The organism is Streptomyces atroolivaceus, from assembly GCF_000717025.1.
Lineage (GTDB): Bacteria > Actinomycetota > Actinomycetes > Streptomycetales > Streptomycetaceae > Streptomyces > Streptomyces atroolivaceus.
In genome coordinates, this window is record NZ_JNXG01000004.1 from 318,166 (window position 1) to 334,358 (window position 16,193).

General features: G+C 71.7%; 11 protein-coding genes. 4 read left to right on the forward strand and 7 right to left on the reverse strand.

Annotated elements, in window-relative coordinates:
- Nucleotide 1 precedes the first annotated feature (1 nt).
- Nucleotides 2–5,308, forward strand: a complete 5,307-nt coding sequence (pulA, locus tag OO67_RS13040; RefSeq protein ID WP_033299902.1) for a pullulanase-type alpha-1,6-glucosidase — start codon at nucleotides 2–4, stop codon at nucleotides 5,306–5,308.
- 184 nt (nucleotides 5,309–5,492) lie between these two features.
- Nucleotides 5,493–5,843 (forward strand): 5-carboxymethyl-2-hydroxymuconate Delta-isomerase, encoded by a 351-nt coding sequence (locus OO67_RS13045; protein WP_033299903.1) that lies wholly within the window; start codon nucleotides 5,493–5,495, stop codon nucleotides 5,841–5,843.
- Here the strand turns inward: OO67_RS13045 and OO67_RS13050 are convergent.
- Nucleotides 5,828–6,562, reverse strand: a complete 735-nt coding sequence (locus OO67_RS13050; RefSeq protein WP_033299904.1) for a TetR/AcrR family transcriptional regulator — start codon at nucleotides 6,560–6,562, stop codon at nucleotides 5,828–5,830. The genes OO67_RS13045 and OO67_RS13050 overlap by 16 nt on opposite strands.
- Nucleotides 6,563–6,626: 64 nt before the next feature.
- Nucleotides 6,627–8,546 carry a hypothetical protein gene (locus OO67_RS13055; protein ID WP_033299906.1) on the reverse strand — a complete coding sequence of 640 codons (1,920 nt, stop codon included), beginning with the start codon at nucleotides 8,544–8,546 and terminating at the stop codon, nucleotides 6,627–6,629.
- 107 nt (nucleotides 8,547–8,653) lie between these two features.
- On the opposite strand from OO67_RS13055, the gene OO67_RS13060 reads away from it, so the two are divergent.
- Complete coding sequence (locus OO67_RS13060; RefSeq protein WP_051709331.1) at nucleotides 8,654–9,130, forward strand: hypothetical protein; 477 nt, start codon at nucleotides 8,654–8,656, stop codon at nucleotides 9,128–9,130.
- Between the two features lie 44 nt (nucleotides 9,131–9,174).
- Here the strand turns inward: OO67_RS13060 and OO67_RS13065 are convergent, their stop codons facing one another.
- From OO67_RS13065 to glnII, 5 genes are all read right to left on the reverse strand, one after another.
- Nucleotides 9,175–10,698: a DUF1996 domain-containing protein gene (locus tag OO67_RS13065; RefSeq protein ID WP_033299908.1), complete on the reverse strand. Its 1,524-nt coding sequence runs from the start codon at nucleotides 10,696–10,698 to the stop codon at nucleotides 9,175–9,177.
- A gap of 219 nt (nucleotides 10,699–10,917) precedes the next feature.
- A complete protein-coding gene (locus OO67_RS13070; protein WP_033299910.1) occupies nucleotides 10,918–11,565 on the reverse strand; it encodes a LuxR C-terminal-related transcriptional regulator in 648 nt (215 codons plus the stop codon).
- The gene (locus OO67_RS13075) at nucleotides 11,550–12,818 is read right to left on the reverse strand and encodes a sensor histidine kinase (RefSeq protein WP_033299911.1); all 1,269 of its coding nucleotides are present in this window, start codon (nucleotides 12,816–12,818) and stop codon (nucleotides 11,550–11,552) included. Before OO67_RS13075 ends, OO67_RS13070 begins: the two co-directional genes overlap by 16 nt.
- Before the next feature lie 176 nt (nucleotides 12,819–12,994).
- Entirely contained in the window at nucleotides 12,995–13,621 is a 627-nt protein-coding gene (locus OO67_RS13080; protein ID WP_033299912.1) for a winged helix-turn-helix domain-containing protein, read from the reverse strand.
- A 389-nt stretch (nucleotides 13,622–14,010) separates the two neighbouring features.
- Complete coding sequence (gene glnII / locus OO67_RS13085) at nucleotides 14,011–15,045, reverse strand: glutamine synthetase (protein ID WP_033300032.1); 1,035 nt, start codon at nucleotides 15,043–15,045, stop codon at nucleotides 14,011–14,013.
- A 204-nt stretch (nucleotides 15,046–15,249) separates the two neighbouring features.
- On the opposite strand from glnII, the gene OO67_RS13090 reads away from it, so the two are divergent.
- Nucleotides 15,250–16,170, forward strand: coding sequence for a Gfo/Idh/MocA family protein (locus OO67_RS13090; protein WP_033299913.1), 921 nt, complete (start codon nucleotides 15,250–15,252; stop codon nucleotides 16,168–16,170).
- The last annotated feature ends 23 nt before the right edge of the window (nucleotides 16,171–16,193 follow it).

The following is a 16,193-nucleotide window of genomic DNA, read 5'->3' on the forward strand; positions in this document are numbered from 1 at the left end:
CGTGTCCCGAACCACCCTCCGGCGGGGAGCCGTCGCCGCACTGTGCGCGGCGCTGCTCCCCGTCGTACCGGCGGCCTCCGCGTCCGCCGCGCCCAGACCTCCGTCACCGCCCTCGGACGCGAAACTCGCGAAGGAGCCGGCCCGGCACGACCTGACCCGCGAGCAGTTCTACTTCGTGCTGCCCGACCGGTTCGCGAACGGCGACACCTCCAACGACCGGGGCGGGCTGACCGGCTCGCGGCTGGAGACCGGCTACGACCCCACGGACAAGGGGTTCTACCAGGGCGGCGACCTCAAGGGCCTCACCCAGCGGCTCGACTACATCAAGGGCCTCGGCACCACCGCGATCTGGCTCGCCCCGATCTTCAAGAACCGGCCCGTCCAGGGCACCGGTGACAACGCCTCGGCCGGCTACCACGGCTACTGGATCACCGACTTCACCCAGGTCGACCCCCACTTCGGGACCAACGCCGACCTCACGAAGCTGATCGACAAGGCCCACGGCAAGGGCATGAAGGTCTTCTTCGACGTCATCACCAACCACACGGCCGACACCGTCGACTACGCCGAGAAGAAGTACGGCTACAAACCCAAGGGCGCCTTCCCGTACCTCGACAGGACCGGCCGTCCCTTCGACGACACCCGGGGCGTCGAGGAGGTGGACGCCGGCTCCTTCCCGTACACCCCGCAGAACACGGGGAAGAAGGTCCCGTCCTGGCTCAACGACAGCACGATGTACCACAACAGGGGTGACTCGACCTACGCGGGCGAGTCCACCGAGTACGGCGACTTCTCCGGCCTCGACGACCTGTGGACCGAGCGCCCCGAGGTCGTCTCCGGCATGGAGAAGATCTACGAGAAGTGGGTCCGCGACTTCGACATCGACGGCTTCCGCATCGACACCGTCAAGCACGTCGACCTCGACTTCTGGACCCAGTGGGCGACCGCGCTCGACGGATACGCGGCGAAGCGGGGCCGCGACGACTTCTTCATGTTCGGCGAGGTCTACTCCGCCGACACGGCGATCACCTCGCCCTACGTGACACGGGGCAGGCTCGACGCCACGCTCGACTTCCCCTTCCAGGAAGCCGCCCGGCAGTACGCCTCCCAGGGTGCGCCGGCCTCGAAGCTCGCCGCGGTCTACGGTGACGACTACCGCTACACCACCGACAAGGCCAACGCCTACGAGCAGGTGACCTTCCTCGGCAACCACGACATGGGCCGGATCGGCGCCTTCCTGAAGCAGGACAACCCGAAGGCCGGCGACGCCGAGCTGCTGGACCGTGCCCGCCTCGCCAACGAACTGATGTTCCTCGGCCGCGGCAACCCGGTGATCTACTACGGCGACGAACAGGGCTACACCGGAGCGGGCGGCGACAAGGACGCCCGTCAGACGCTGTTCGCCTCGAAGACCGCCGACTACCTCGACGACGACCAGCTGGGCACCGACCGCACGCACGCCTCCGACGCGTACGACACGGAGCACCCGCTCTACCGGTCCGTCTCTGCCCTGTCGAAGCTCACCCGGGAACACCCGGCCCTGCGCGACGGCGTGCAGACCGAGCGCTACGCCAAGGACTCCGTCCACGCCTTCTCGCGTACGGACACCAAGCGCCCGTACGAGTACGTCGTCGCCGCCAACAACGCCACCGAGGCGAAGACCGTCGAGATCACCACCGAGTCGGCCGGCATGAACTTCCGCACGCTGTACGGCGGTTCCGGCAGCGTCCGCAGTGGATCGGACAAGACCGCCGAGGTCACCGTGCCCGCGCTGTCCAGCGTCGTGCTCCGCGCCGACAAGCCGCTCGGCGCCCCCGCCGCGAAGCCGTCGGTCACCCTGAAGGCCCCGGCCGCCGGAGCCACCGGCACCGTCGAGATCAGCGCCGACGTGGACGGCGGAGACCTGAACCGCGTCGTCTTCGCCGCGCAGACCGGCAACGGCAAGTGGACCACCCTCGGCTCCGCCGACCACGCCCCGTACAAGGTCACCCAGCACCTGGACGACTCGGTGAAGGCCGGGACCCCGCTGCGGTACAAGGCCGTGGTGATCGACCGCGCCGGACGTACCGCGAGCGCCCTCGCCTCCACGACCGCCGGCCAGGCGCCGCCCGCCCCGAAGCCCGTCGCCGTCGAGCGTGACCACGCCGTCGTCCACTACAAGCGCGCGGACGGCGACTACGAGGGCTGGCAGCTGAAGTCCGGGGACAAGAAGGCCGACTTCATCGGCCGGGACGCCTACGGCGCCTTCGCCTGGATCGACCTGGAGGAGGGCGCCTCCTCCGTCCCGTACACGGTCGAGAAGGACGGGACCGCCGACGGCCCCGAGCGCACCGTCGACCTCGCCAGGACCGGCCAGGTCTGGATCGAGCAGGGCAAGGACGAGCAGGCCACCGAGGCTCCCGAGACCCCGCCGCAGGACACCACCAAGGCCGTCCTGCACTACCACCGCGCCGACGGTGACTACGACGGCTGGGGCCTGCACACCTGGACCGGTGCCGCCGCCCCCACGGACTGGGCCAAGCCCCTGCGGCCCGTGAAGACCGACGCCTACGGGGTGACCTTCGAGGTCCCCCTCACCGACGGCGCCACCTCGCTCAGCTACATCCTCCACAAGGGCGACGAGAAGGACCTCCCCAGCGACCAGTCCCTGGACATCGCGTCGCACGGGCACGAGGTCTGGATGCTCGGCGGGAAGCCCGGCTACCTGCTGCCGCAGGCCGGAGGCGTGCCGACGCCCGACCTCACCAAGGCCGAGGCCCAGTGGATCGACGCGAACACCGTCGTCTGGAAGGTGAAGGCCACCGACGCCACCAGCCAGCAGCTCGTGTACGCGAAGAACGGCGGCATCTCCGTCGTCGACGGGGCGCTCTCCGACGAGGGACAGTGGCTCCGGCTCGGCGCCACGGAACTGACCGACACGCAGAAGGCGAAGTACCCGCACCTGAAGGACTATCCGGCCTTCACCGTCGACACCCGCGACCGGGACAGGGTCCGTGAGTCACTGCGCGGCCAGCTGATCGCCACCCAGCGCGCCGCCAACGGCGCCCTGCTCGCCGCGACCGGCGTGCAGACCGCGGGCATCCTGGACGAGCTGTACGGGAAGGCCGCGAGCGGCGCCGCCCTCGGCCCCGTCTTCCGCAAGGGAAGCCCGACGCTCTCCGTCTGGGCGCCCACCGCCCGTACCGTCTCCCTCGAACTCGACGGGAAGACACTCCCGATGCGGCGCGACGACCGCACCGGCGTCTGGTCGGTCACCGGGAAGAAGTCCTGGACGGGCAAGCCCTACCGGTACTCCGTCCAGGTCTGGGCGCCCACCGTCCAGAAGCTGGTCACCAACAAGGTGACCGACCCCTACTCCACCGCCCTGACCACCGACTCCGCCCGCAGCCTCGTCGTCGACCTCGACGACCCGAAGCTGGCCCCGCGCGGCTGGTCCGGCCTGCGGAAGCCCGCCGCGACCCCGCTGCGGGACGCCCAGATCCAGGAACTGCACGTCCGCGACTTCTCGGTCACGGACACCACGTCGAAGCACCCCGGCGAGTACCTCGCCTTCACCGACGCCCGCTCCGACGGGATGAAGCACCTCAAGGAGCTCGCGGACTCCGGCACCAGCTACGTGCACCTGCTGCCCGCCTTCGACATCGGGACCATCCCCGAGAAGAAGTCCGACCGGCAGCAGCCGGCCTGCGACCTGTCCGTCTACGCCCCCGACTCCGAGGAGCAGCAGGCCTGCGTCTCGAAGGCCGCCGCCAAGGACGCCTTCAACTGGGGGTACGACCCCCTGCACTACACGGTCCCCGAGGGCAGCTACGCCTCCGACCCCGACGGCACGAAGCGCACCGTCGAGTTCCGGCAGATGGTCCAGGGGCTCAACGGCGCCGGGCTGCGGACCGTCATGGACGTCGTCTACAACCACACCGTCGCCTCCGGGCAGGACGACAAGTCCGTCCTCGACAAGATCGTGCCCGGCTACTACCAGCGGCTCCTGGAGGACGGCACCGTCGCCACCTCGACCTGCTGCGCCAACACCGCGCCCGAGAACACCATGATGGGCAAGCTCGTCGTGGACTCGGTCGTCACCTGGGCGAAGGAGTACAAGGTCGACGGCTTCCGCTTCGACCTGATGGGGCACCACCCCAAGGCCAACATCCTCGCGGTCCGCAATGCCCTCGACGAGCTGACCGTCGCCGAGGACGGCGTCGACGGGAAGAAGATCATCCTGTACGGCGAGGGCTGGAACTTCGGTGAGATCGCCGACGACGCCCGCTTCGTCCAGGCCACCCAGAAGAACATGGCCGGCACGGGCATCGCCACCTTCTCCGACCGGGCCCGTGACGCCGTGCGCGGCGGCGGCCCCTTCGACGAGGACCCCGGTGTCCAGGGCTTCGCCTCCGGTCTCTACACCGACCCCAACACCTCGGCCGCCAACGGCACCGAGGCCGAACAGAAGGCCCGGCTGCTCCACTACCAGGACCTGATCAAGGTCGGACTCACCGGAAACCTCGCCGACTACACCTTCACCGACACCCAGGGCCGTACGGTCAAGGGCTCGGCCGTCGACTACAACGGGGCCCCCGCCGGATACGCGGCGGCGCCCGGTGACGCCCTCGCCTACGCCGACGCCCACGACAACGAGACCCTCTACGACGCCCTCGCCTTCAAGCTGCCGGCGGACACCACGGCAGCCGACCGGGCGCGCATGCAGGTCGTGGCGATGGCGACCGCCGTGCTCTCGCAGGGGCCGGCGCTCTCCCAGGCCGGCACCGACCTGCTGCGCTCCAAGTCGCTGGACCGCAACTCCTACGACAGCGGTGACTGGTTCAACGCACTGCACTGGGACTGCCGCAAGGGCAACGGCTTCGGCCGGGGGCTGCCGCCCGCCGCCGACAACCAGGACAAGTGGTCCTACGGCAAGCCGCTGCTGGCCTCCGCCGCGCTGAACCCCGGGTGTGCGCAGATCACGGGCGCGTCCGCCGCCTACCAGGACCTGCTCACCATCCGCACCACCGAGAAGGACTTCGGCCTCGCCACCGCCGAGCAGGTGCAGGACACCCTGTCCTTCCCGCTCTCCGGCAAGGAGGAGACCCCCGGGGTGATCACCATGCGCCTGGGCGAGCTGGTCGTCGTCATGAACGCCACGCCGGGTACGCGGAGTCAGGACATCCCCGAGCTGGCCGGGAAGGCGTACGCGCTGCACCCCGTCCAGGCGGATGGAGCGGACGCCGTGGTCAAGAGGTCCGCGTACGAAGGGAAGTCGGGCAGCTTCACCGTGCCGGGACGCACGGTGGCCGTCTTCTCCCAGCGCTGACGCCTCCGTCCCCGCGGCCGGTCTCCGGCTCCGTGCCCTCGTCGGCCCGGAGCCCGGGGACCGGCCGGTCCGCGTCGTGGGTGCGTCTCTTGTGCGTGCGGCCCGATCAGGCGAAGCTGAAGCCGTACACGTGCTTGCACGCCGTACACGTATACGTACTGGTACCCGCAATCAGGAGCGCTTGATGCCGCAGATCACCGTCGACTACTCCGCCGAGCTCGACGACAGCTTCGACCGCCGCGGCTTCGCGCTGGCCCTGCACCCGCTGGTCGCCGAGACCGTGTCGACCAAGGTCCCCGCCTGCAAGACCCGGTTCCGCCGGGCCGAGGACTCCGTCGTCGGTGACGCCGCGACGGGCGACTCCCTCGTGAACGTCTCGATCGCGATGCTTCCGGGCCGGACCCCCGAGACCAAGGCGCGGCTGACGGAAGCCGTCCTGGAGCTGCTGGCCGGCCACCTGAAGCCCGTCGAGGGCCTCACCGTGCACGCCTCGGCCGAGGTCCGCGACCTGGACGCGTCCTACCGCAAGAACTGAGGCAGCCGCTGCGACGGGACGGCCGGTGCGGCGGGTGCCAGGACCGACAGCCTGGTGAGCAGTTCACCCAGCGGGCCGTCCGACGGCTCCTGCGCGAAGACCCGCAGCATGATTCCGGCCATCTCCTGGTCGTACGCGGCGCTCACCGACGCCAGGGCCGCGAAGTCGTGCACCAGCTGCAACTCCAGCTCGGCACGCGGAACGTGCTTCCCGTCGAGCCAGAGCAGCGCCGTCGACTCGGCCAGTGAAACCCAGGACCGCACGACGAGCTCCAGCCGGGCGGGCGGGGACGGGACGCCCAGATGCGCGATGATCTGCTCGTAGGCCGCCTGCCGCACTCCGTCGACCAGGGCGTTGGCCGTGGACGAACCGCCTGCCGGGCCGCCCCGCATCAACGCGGAGAAGCCCTGACCGTGCTCCTCGACGAAGTCGAAGAACCGGTGCATCACCCGGATCAGCCGTGCGCCGAGCGGCCCTTCGTGCGCCTCCAGGAAGCGGCGGGACAGCTCGTCGGCGGCCCGCTTCAGCGCCGCTTCGTACAGGCTGCGCTTCCCCGGGAAGTAGTGGTAGACGAGCGGGCGCGAGATGCCGGCGGCCGCCGCGATCTCGTCGATCGACACCTCGTCGGGCGAACGGTGACTGAACAACTCCAGTGCGACGCCGATCAACTGGGCCCTGCGCTCGTCGACACCCATCCGGCGCCGCACCCCGGTCGTCATGAAGGACAGCCTAACCGGGCAGGCCAGGCGGCCCTCCGTCGCACTCCCGCCGCCGGCCCCTGGCTCAGCGCAGCGCGCTCACCCGGCTGCCGTCCGTCAGCACCCCGTCGAGGCGGGGCCGGTCGCCCTCCCCGGCCGGCAGCGCCAGCAGCCGTCCGTCCACCCGGCCCTGGACGCCTCCGCTCGCGGTGAGGGAGGCGAACTGCCGTGAGCCCGCCGCCAGTACGTACCACCGCCCGCCGCCCGACCTCCACAGCACGCCGGCCAGCACCAGCGGTCTGCGAATCCCGCAGTCCGGGGAGTCCTCGGCACGTGCCGCGACCGCCCCGGGGGCCCCGGCTCCGCCCGACAGCTCCGGAGGGGCCTGGAACTGTGCCAGCACCCTGCTGCCCGTACCCCGCCAGGTGTCCGCCCTGGTGCAGAACCACAGGGCGTGCCCCCCGCCCTCCGGCAGCCGTTGCCTGGCGTACCGCCAGGAGTTGACCGACCGGACACCGTTGGACCGGACCGCCGGCAGGAGACAGGCGGTGCGCGCCCAGCTCTCCCGCTCGGCCCGCCCCGACACGTCGTGCGGAGCGGACGGCGCGCCGGAGGTGAGACGCACCGGAGTGAGCTCACCGAGGTCCGCCATCAGGCGCGCCGCCGTGCCGTCCCGCAACTCCAGGACCTGCCAGGAACGGCAGTCCGCCCCACCGTCCGCCTCCGGTTCCGTGAGCGGATCCGTCACACCGTGACGGTCGCGGCGCAACGGCCGTGCCGCTTCACGGGGTGCGAGCAGGTCACGTATGCCGGCCTCCCGTATCCACGGCGCGGTCAGATAGCGGATCCGGCCGGCGCGGCGCTGCACCACCAGCGCGCCCGCCGCCACCGCGTCCGCGCCGTCCACCCGGGCGAAGTCCAGCGCGGCGCCCCCGGACGGATCAGCGTTGCGCGGCTCGGCGTAGCGCACGACACGCAGGCCGTCGTGGAGCAGCACCACCGCGGCCGCGTCGACCTCACCCGCGTACAGCAGCTGCGGCGGTCCCGTCGGCGGGCCGTCGGGCGTCCCGGGCGTCGAGGACGAGACCACCGCCGGGCCGGGGCGCGCCCACGCGGCGAGGGCACGGCCCAGGAGGCGGTTGTCCCTGGTCCGGTCTCCGCGTGTGGGCCACACGGTGAAGTCCCTGCGCGTGGAGACCCGCCAGAGCCTGTCGGGCACCCGCCGCAACGCGGCCGGGTCGAGGGCCTGCTGGGCGGTGTGGTGGCGTGAGTAGGGCGGCGCGGAAGCGGCGCGCGGTCCGCCCAGACCGTCCCCCGGCAGCAGGAGCAGCGTCCCGCAGACCAGGAGCGCGCCGACGCCGGCCAGGAGGGTGCGCCCGCCCCTCCGGCGCCGGGCCGGATCGGCCGGCCTGACCTGCAGGGAACACGGGTCGAACTCGGGCGAGGCCAGCAGGGCGTGGGGTGCGGTCAGCGCACCGGCCTCCAGCAGCGCCGCCCGCGGATCCGTGACGCCCGCCGCGTCGAGAACACGGCACACCTCGGCGTCGTCGAGCCCTTCGAGCCCTCGAAGTACATGTGCGGCCCGGCACGGCCCGGACACCTCGGCCAGGGCCTGCTCCAGAGCCAGCTCGTCCGCGCCGCAGGCGCGCGGAAGCAGCCGCAGCCCCCATACCTGGGGGACCAGTGGCGGGAACTGGGCCCGCCGAGGCAGGGCGAACCGGAGCAGCGGCAGGCCCGTCTCCAGTGCGGAACGCAGCACCCGGAGCCGCACACAGGCATACGCGCGGCCCGGGTCCGCGTCCTGCGGGCCGGCCAGAGCCCGCTGGGCCAGCCAGTGGGCCGACAGCACCCGGCGGTTGCGGCCGAGCGAGGGCGCCAGCACGAGATACGCGATCCGCGCCAGCCGGACGTAGTGCTCGGCGGGCGCCGCCTCGGCACGCAGCCCGGCGGCCCGCTCCGCGTACGGGCGGCCGGCGGACGGCGGTACTGCTCGCAGAGGGGACATGTTCAGCTGAACGAGCGAATGGTGCGATGGTCACTCCGGCGCACGCGACCCGGGGCGGGTTGTGCGATTCGCCCGCGCGAGCCGGAGCGCCGGGGCACGATGGCCGGATGGTGGAGCTGCTGGAGTGGCGACGAGGACGGGCCCGCCGGGCATCCGCGGCCGTGCTGACGGGGCTCGCCCTGCTCACCGCGTGCGGCGGGGGAGCGGACGGCGACGACAAGCCCGCCGTGCCCCCCACCGCGAGCGGGACCCTGGAGCAGCTCGCCTCGAAGGCGCACTGCGAGCCGGACGTGCAGACGGACGCGCAGGAGCTCAGGAGGGCCAACTGCACGACCGAAGACGGGCGTTACGTCCTGGCCACCTTCGCCACCGACCGAGGGCAACGGGAGTGGATCAACGAGGCCAACGACTACGGCGGGTCGTACCTGGTCGGCCGGAAGTGGGTCGCGGTCGGTGACGCGGACGTGGTCGCGGCGCTGCGCGGCCGGCTCGGGGGGACGGTGGAGACCGCCTCGCCGCACCACTCGGGGAACAGTGGCGGTGGGGGGAGCGAGGAAGGGCACTCCGGTCACCACAAGAGCTGACCGCGCAGGTTCAAGGGGCGGACGACGCCGCCGGGGCCGCCGCGTCAGCGGCACTTACGTCCGCCGTTGATGCAGCTCACCACCTTCCTCATCAGCTTGTCGTCGAACACGTTGATGAAGTCACCGTGGTCGGTGACGGGCTTGTGCAGCTGCTCCGGGAAGGAGTCGACCGCGAAGCCGGGGCCCGGAGGGACGTCGTACACGATGCGCTGGACCAGCTGCGGAATGGCCCTGAAGCCGTCCGGGCACCGCCCGTCGTCCTCGGCGAAGGCCACATGGGTGCGATGGTTGGCGCTGTCGGTGTTCTGTCCGTCCCAGCAGCTCTGGAAGGCGAAGGAGCGCACCACCTGGCTGCCCTCCGGACAGATCGGATACCTGTCCCGCAGCTGCCTGTCCTCGAATCCGGTGCAGCTCCAGGACGCGTTGGCGTTGGCATCGCCATTGGTGAACGCCTTGGCGTCCCCGGTGATGATCCGCAGGAAGCGCGGCATGGCCGTGACCTTCCCGGCGGGGGACCCGACGAACCGCAGCGTGACCTGGGACGGGGTCTGGATCTCCCCGGTGTTCTGGTCCTTGCCGCCGCCGTCCGCGTCCACGTCGTTCTCGTCCTGGCCGTTCTGCAGGCGGAGCACGGGCCAGTAGTACGTCGACCTGTCGCCCTGGTTCCGGCAGGTCGTCTCCCCGCCCGCCAGGTCGTCGTCACCGGAGAAGGCGTCGGTGGCCTGGTTGCCGACGTAATCGTGCATGTGGTGGGCGCCGTTGCCCACCCCGGGTGCGGCGATGACGTTGTCCGGGTTGAACTTGCCGTTCTCGTTGCGGCCGCAGTCGGTGGTGAACGTTCCGCGGGATGCGCCCCGCCGGTTGCGGGGCCGGTCGGCATCGGGCCGGACGGACCGGATGTCGACGAAGTCGGATGCCTCGGGGCCGTTGCCCTCCTGGCCCTGGCCGCCGTCCTGGTCCCCTTCTCCCTGACCGCCGTCCTGCCCCTGGTCCGCGCCCTCGCCGGGGTCCTGCCCGCCGTCACCGTCCCCGGAACCGCCGTCACCGTCACCGCCGGGCGCGCCCTCCTGGCCGCCGCCCCGGCCATCGGCGTCGTCGGCACGCAGGCTGCATCCCGCCAGCCCCTCCAGGCCCTGCGGCCGGTCGCCGTCCGCGCGCTCGACGGCGATCCCGATCCGGTCGAGACTGGCCGCCCGCTTGGCCCGCAGCGGACCGAGCACCGCGTTCTCGGCGAGAGCCGGATCCCGGGCGATCCGCTCCTTGCGGTCCGCGAACTGCCGGTACGCGTCGGTGATCTGCGTGTCCATGGCGGCCAGTTCGCGGTCGACCTCCGGCCGGGCCCCGTCCGGTACACCGGGGAGGGAGATCCCGGCGTCCGGGCAGTCGATCGTGGACAGCTGTCGGGCCGCGGTCCGGGCCTGCCCCGGAGGCGAACCGGACCCGCCCTCTCCGGCGCTCGCGTAGACGTTGACGGCAACCAGCCCGCCTCCGCCCAGAATCAGCGCGGCCGCGGCGGCGATGGCCCGGTTGGCCGGTGTCGAACGTTTCTTGCGCGATTTGCGTCCCATGGAACTCCTCCGCTTCGGTGCTTCGAGTCAGAAGCGTGACGTCCCATACGGACCGCTGGTCGCGCTCGTTCAATCCGCTGCGGAATCCGTGCGGGCACATCAGCATCCGTGCGGGCGCATCACGCCGGAAGGACGTCCGCGGGTGCTCCCGTCATGCGGGGGCCGGCGTCGGCATCGTGCAGGCGCCGACGCCGGGAACCACGGGGAACGGGCCGGCCGTCAGCCCCGGTCGAGGTAGGCGAGGACCGCGAGCACGCGGCGGTTGTCGTCGTCCGACACCGGCAGGCCGAGCTTGCTGAAGATGTTCGAGGTGTGCTTGGCCACCGCCCGCTCCGTGACCACCATCTGCGAAGCGATCGCCACGTTCGAACGGCCCTGCGCCATCAGCTCCATGACCTCACGCTCCCGGGGCGTCAGGCCGCCCATCGGCGCGTCGGCCGAGCGCCGGGACAGCAGCTGCTGGATGACCTGCGGGTCCATCGCCGTACCGCCTGCGGCGACCCTGCGTACCGCGTCGATGAACTGGTCGGCGTCGAACACCCGGTCCTTCAGCAGGTAGCCGATGCCGCCGTTGCCGTCGGCCAGCAGTTCCCGGGCGTACAGCTGCTCCACGTGCTGCGACAGTACGAGCACCGGGAGCCCGGGCCTGTCGCGGCGGGCGGCCAGCGCGCACTGCAGGCCCTCGTCCGTGTGGGACGGCGGGAGCCGGACGTCGACGACGGCGACGTCCGGCTCCAACTCGGCCAGGGCCTTGGTCAGTTCCGGCCCGGTCTCGACAGCCGCCGCGATCTCGAAATCGTAGGCTTCGAGCATGCGCACGAGGCCGTCGCGGAGCAGGAAGAGATCTTCGGCTAGGACAACGCGCAAGGGATCTCCATGGTCACCATGGTGGGGCCGCCCGCAGGGCTGCTGACGGCCAGTACGCCGTCGAATGTACCCAGTCGGCGTTCGATCCCGCTCAGTCCCGAACCGCTTCCGGCCGCGGCGCCGCCCTTGCCGTTGTCCGTGACGGAGATCCGCAGCATGCCTTCGGCATGGTGCATGTCCACCCAGATGCGGTCGGCGTCCGCGTGCTTCACCACGTTCGTCAGGGCCTCACTGACGGCGAAGTACGCCGCCGACTCGACCGGCGCCTCGGCACGGCCCGTGAGTTCCACGGTCACCTCGGACGTGATCGGCATCCGCAGCGACAGCGCCTTCACCGCGTCCCCTAGCCCGCGTTCGGCGAGCACCGGCGGGTGGATTCCCCGTACGAGGTCACGCAGCTCGGTCAGAGCCTCCGCGGAGGACGCACGGGCCGTCGCCAGCAGCTTCTTCGCCTGCGCCGGGTCCTTCTCGATGAGGGCCTCGATGGTGCCGAGGTTCATGCCCATCGCGACCAGCCGCGCCTGTGCCCCGTCGTGCAGATCCCGCTCGATGCGCCGCAGTTCCGACGCGGCCGTGTCCACGGCCTCGTGGCGGGTCTCGGTGAGCCGGTCGATGCGCTGCGCGAGCTCCTCCTGGGTGGGTGCCAGCGCCGACCGGGCGAGGACGAAGTGCAGCCGCAGCAGGGGCTGGCTCGCCCACAGCCCGACGACGAAGAGCACGATGCCGAGTGCCGCGGCCGCCAGGCCCGTCGCCTGGCTGTCGACCGGCACGAAGGTGTACCAGTACGTGCTGTCCTCGAACACCCGCCACAGCCCCGCCGCCAGGACGAGTCCCTCCAGCGGGTAGATCATCAAGGCGAAGGTGAAGACCAGCAGCACGAAGCCCGCCGTCATGTCGAGCAGCAGCCACCGCAGGTCCCGCCAGGTCGCGGGGTCCTTCAGCAGGAGCGTCGTGCGCTCGACCTGCCCGGTGAACCCGGCGCGCACGTCCTTCGGGAACGGCCGGTAGTAGGCGGGGATCCGGACGTCCGACCAGGTCGCCGCGAGCCGCCTGCGCTGATCGGCGTGCTTGCGCACGGCTTCCATGACCCACGGTGTGGTGACCAGGCCGATGCCGAGGAGGATGAAGGTGATCGAAAGCACCGACAGGACGAAGAGGGTGACGGAGCCCGCGATGCACGCGAAGGAGAGGACGAACGCCCGCCCGCCGGTGAGCATCGCGGTCCGGACCCGGGACTGTGCCGGTTGCTTCATCGTGTCTCCCCTCACCGGACCCCCGTCGGATCCCGTTCTACGCCCAGTCTCGCCTGTGGAGGGGGACGGATGTCAGCCGTTCCGCCACCCGACGGGGGGTGTACCTGGCACCACCACCGGAACGGCGGGGAGGCCCCGGGACCGGTCCCGGGGCCTCCCGTGCGAGCGGTGGGTGATCAGGGCACGTACTTGTAGCCCACGCGCCGGACGGTCTGGATCGACCGGCGGTGTTCGGCACCCAGCTTGCGGCGCAGCCGGGCCACATGGACATCGACGGTGCGCCCGTCGCCCACGTGTCCGTAGCCCCAGACCGTCGTCACCAGCTGATCGCGGGTGTGCACCCGGTGCGGGTGCGCCACCAGGTGCGCCAGCAGCTCGAATTCGAGGTACGTGAGGTCCAGGGTGACGCCGGCGACGGCGGCGGTGCGCCGCGTGGCGTCGATCTCCACGGGCCCGTCCGCGGGGGCCGTCACCGGCTCGGGCACGGACTCCCGGTGCTGGGCGGAGGCCACGGCCCCGGCCAGGGCCGGCTGCTGGTCGGCGGGCACGAGCACCAGGTACCCGACCATCGGCGGCCGGCCCGGCAGCGCAGGCAGGGTGTGCTGGGGCGCGGGCAGCCAGGTGGCGCCCGGCGGCAGGAAGCCGGCCACGTCCGCGAGCTCGACGACCTCGTCACGGTCGACGGCACGCAGCCGGTGGCGGTTGGGGGACAGGGTGTGACGGGCGGTGGTGGTGGCCGCAGCGGGCACCGCGGACGCCGCGGTGGCGGCGGACGCGGTGGAGAAGGTACGGGTGTTCGCCATGGGGGTCAGCTCTTTCGCGCGAGGAGTCGTCGAGGACGTACGTCGTGCGCGCGGGCCGAAGGCCGGGATGAGGCGGCTTTAGAGGGCCTGCGCGTTCCACGCGCGGCAACACACCCGGTCGAAGTCATGGTGCTGACGAGAGGGCCAGAACGGCTCGAGGTCGCTGCGACCCGACGCGGTGTACTGGAAGCTGGCCATGGCCCCATTGAAGCAGAGATCGGCCCCGCGCAGCAGGGCTCTCCCACCTGTCGGTACGGACCGCCGTGTCAGGTTCCTCACGGACCCCTCCCGCACCGGCCGTTGCCGTCGGCTCGCGGTCGTGTGGACGCCCGGGCACGCCGAAGGGGCGCCCGTGAGCGGGCGCCCCTTCGTGCCGAGCCGGTGACGGATCAGACCTGGCCGGCCTTCTCCAGAGCGGTGCAGCAGGTGTCGACGATCAGCCGCGTGACCACGTACGGGTCGACGTTGGCGTTCGGGCGGCGGTCCTCGATGTAGCCCTTCTGGTCCTGCTCGACCTGCCACGGGATACGCACCGAGGCGCCGCGGTTGGAGACACCGTAGCTGTACTCGTTCCACGGGGCGGTCTCGTGCAGACCGGTCAGGCGGTCGTCGATGCCCGCGCCGTAGTTCTTGACGTGGTCCATCGGCTTCGAGCCCTCACCGAGCGACTCGGCCGCGGTGATGATCGCCTCGTAGCCCTCGCGCATGGCCTTGGTGGAGAAGTTGGTGTGCGCACCCGCGCCGTTCCAGTCGCCCTTGACCGGCTTCGGGTCCAGGGTCGCGGAGACGTCGAAGTCCTCGGCGGTGCGGTACAGCAGCCAACGGGCGATCCACAGGTGGTCGGAGACCTCCAGCGGGGAGACCGGGCCGACCTGGAACTCCCACTGGCCGGGCATGACCTCGGCGTTGATGCCGGAGATGGCGAGGCCCGCCTTCAGGCAGTTGTCCAGGTGCTTCTCGACGATGTCGCGGCCGAAGATCTCGTCGGAGCCGACGCCGCAGTAGTAGCCGCCCTGCGCGGCCGGGAAGCCGCCCTCGGGGAAGCCGAGCGGACGGTGTCCGTCGAAGAAGGTGTACTCCTGCTCGATGCCGAAGATCGGCTCCTGGCCCGCGAACTGCTCGGCGACGGGGCGCAGCGAGGCGCGGGTGTTGGACTCGTGCGGAGTCATGTCGATGTTGAAGACCTCGCACAGGACGAGGATGTCGTCGCCGCCGCGGATCGGGTCCGGACACGTGAAGACCGGCTTCAGGACCCGGTCGGAGGCGTGACCCTCGGCCTGGTTGGTGCTCGAACCGTCGAAGCCCCAGATGGGCAGATCCGCCACGTCCTGCGCGGGGCTTCCGGCCATGATCTTCGTCTTGGAACGAAGCTTGGCGGTCGGCTCGGTGCCGTCGATCCAGATGTACTCAGCCTTGAACGTCACGGACGCCATCCTTTGCGGGTGCTGCGGTCTATGGTGCGCAGCTTCGCAAGGTGCGATTTCCCGACCGTTGCCCGAATGTGAACCCCGTGTTACCGAGGTTTCCCGAGGGTGTCGGACGGCAGGTCCACACCGCCCGGGGCCGTCTCACCCTGCGGCGCACCGGATACGTTCCGCGCCGGAGGGCCGGTCCGGCAGACTGGCCCCATGACCGCACACGCTGCTTCCGGACCGCTCCGGGTCGGCCTCGTCGGGGCGGGCCCCTGGGCGCGCCTGACCCACGCCCCCGCCCTCGCCGCCCACCCCGGTGCCGTACTGAGCGGCGTGTGGGGCCGCCGGCGGGAAGCGGCGGACGCCCTCGCCGCCGCCCACGGCACCGAGGCGTACACGGGTGAAGCGGGCATCGACGCGCTCCTGGCCACCAGTGACGCGGTGGCGTTCGCCGTACCGCCGGACATCCAGGCGCCCCTCGCCGTGCGTGCCGCGGACGCCGGGTGCCACCTCCTGCTGGACAAGCCGGTCGCCACCACCGTGGCCGGCGCGCGCGAGGTCGCCGACGCGGCCGAGCGGGCCGAAGTGGCCTCCGTGGTCTTCTGCACGCTGCGGTTCGCCGAGGGCACAGCCGGGTGGATCGCCGAGCAGGCCGCGGCGGGCGGCTGGTTCACGGCACGCGCCCTGTGGGTCGGCGCGCTGTTCGCCCCGGGGTCGGACAACGAGTTCGCCGCCTCGCCCTGGCGCCGGGAGAAGGGCGGCCTGTGGGACGTGGGCCCGCACGCGCTCTCGGTCCTGATCCCGGTCCTGGGTGACGTGACGGAGGTCGTCGCGGCCCGTGGCCCGGCCGACACCACGCATCTGCTGCTACGCCACAGCTCCGGCGCGTCGAGCACGGTGACGCTCGCCCTGGACGCGCCGGAGGGCGCCGTCGGGACCGAGGTCGAATTCCGGGGCGAGCGGGGTGTGTCCACCCTGCCCGCCGGAGGCGGCGACGCCCTCGGCGCCTTCCGGACGGCCGTGGACGCGCTGGCCCACGCGGCGCGTACGGGCAGGGCGCACCCCTGCGACGTACGGTTCGGGCTGCGGCTCACCGAGGTCCTCGCTCAGGCGGAGGCGGGGCTGGGGCGGACCTGACCGCGGGCGCCGGCGCGGCCCGG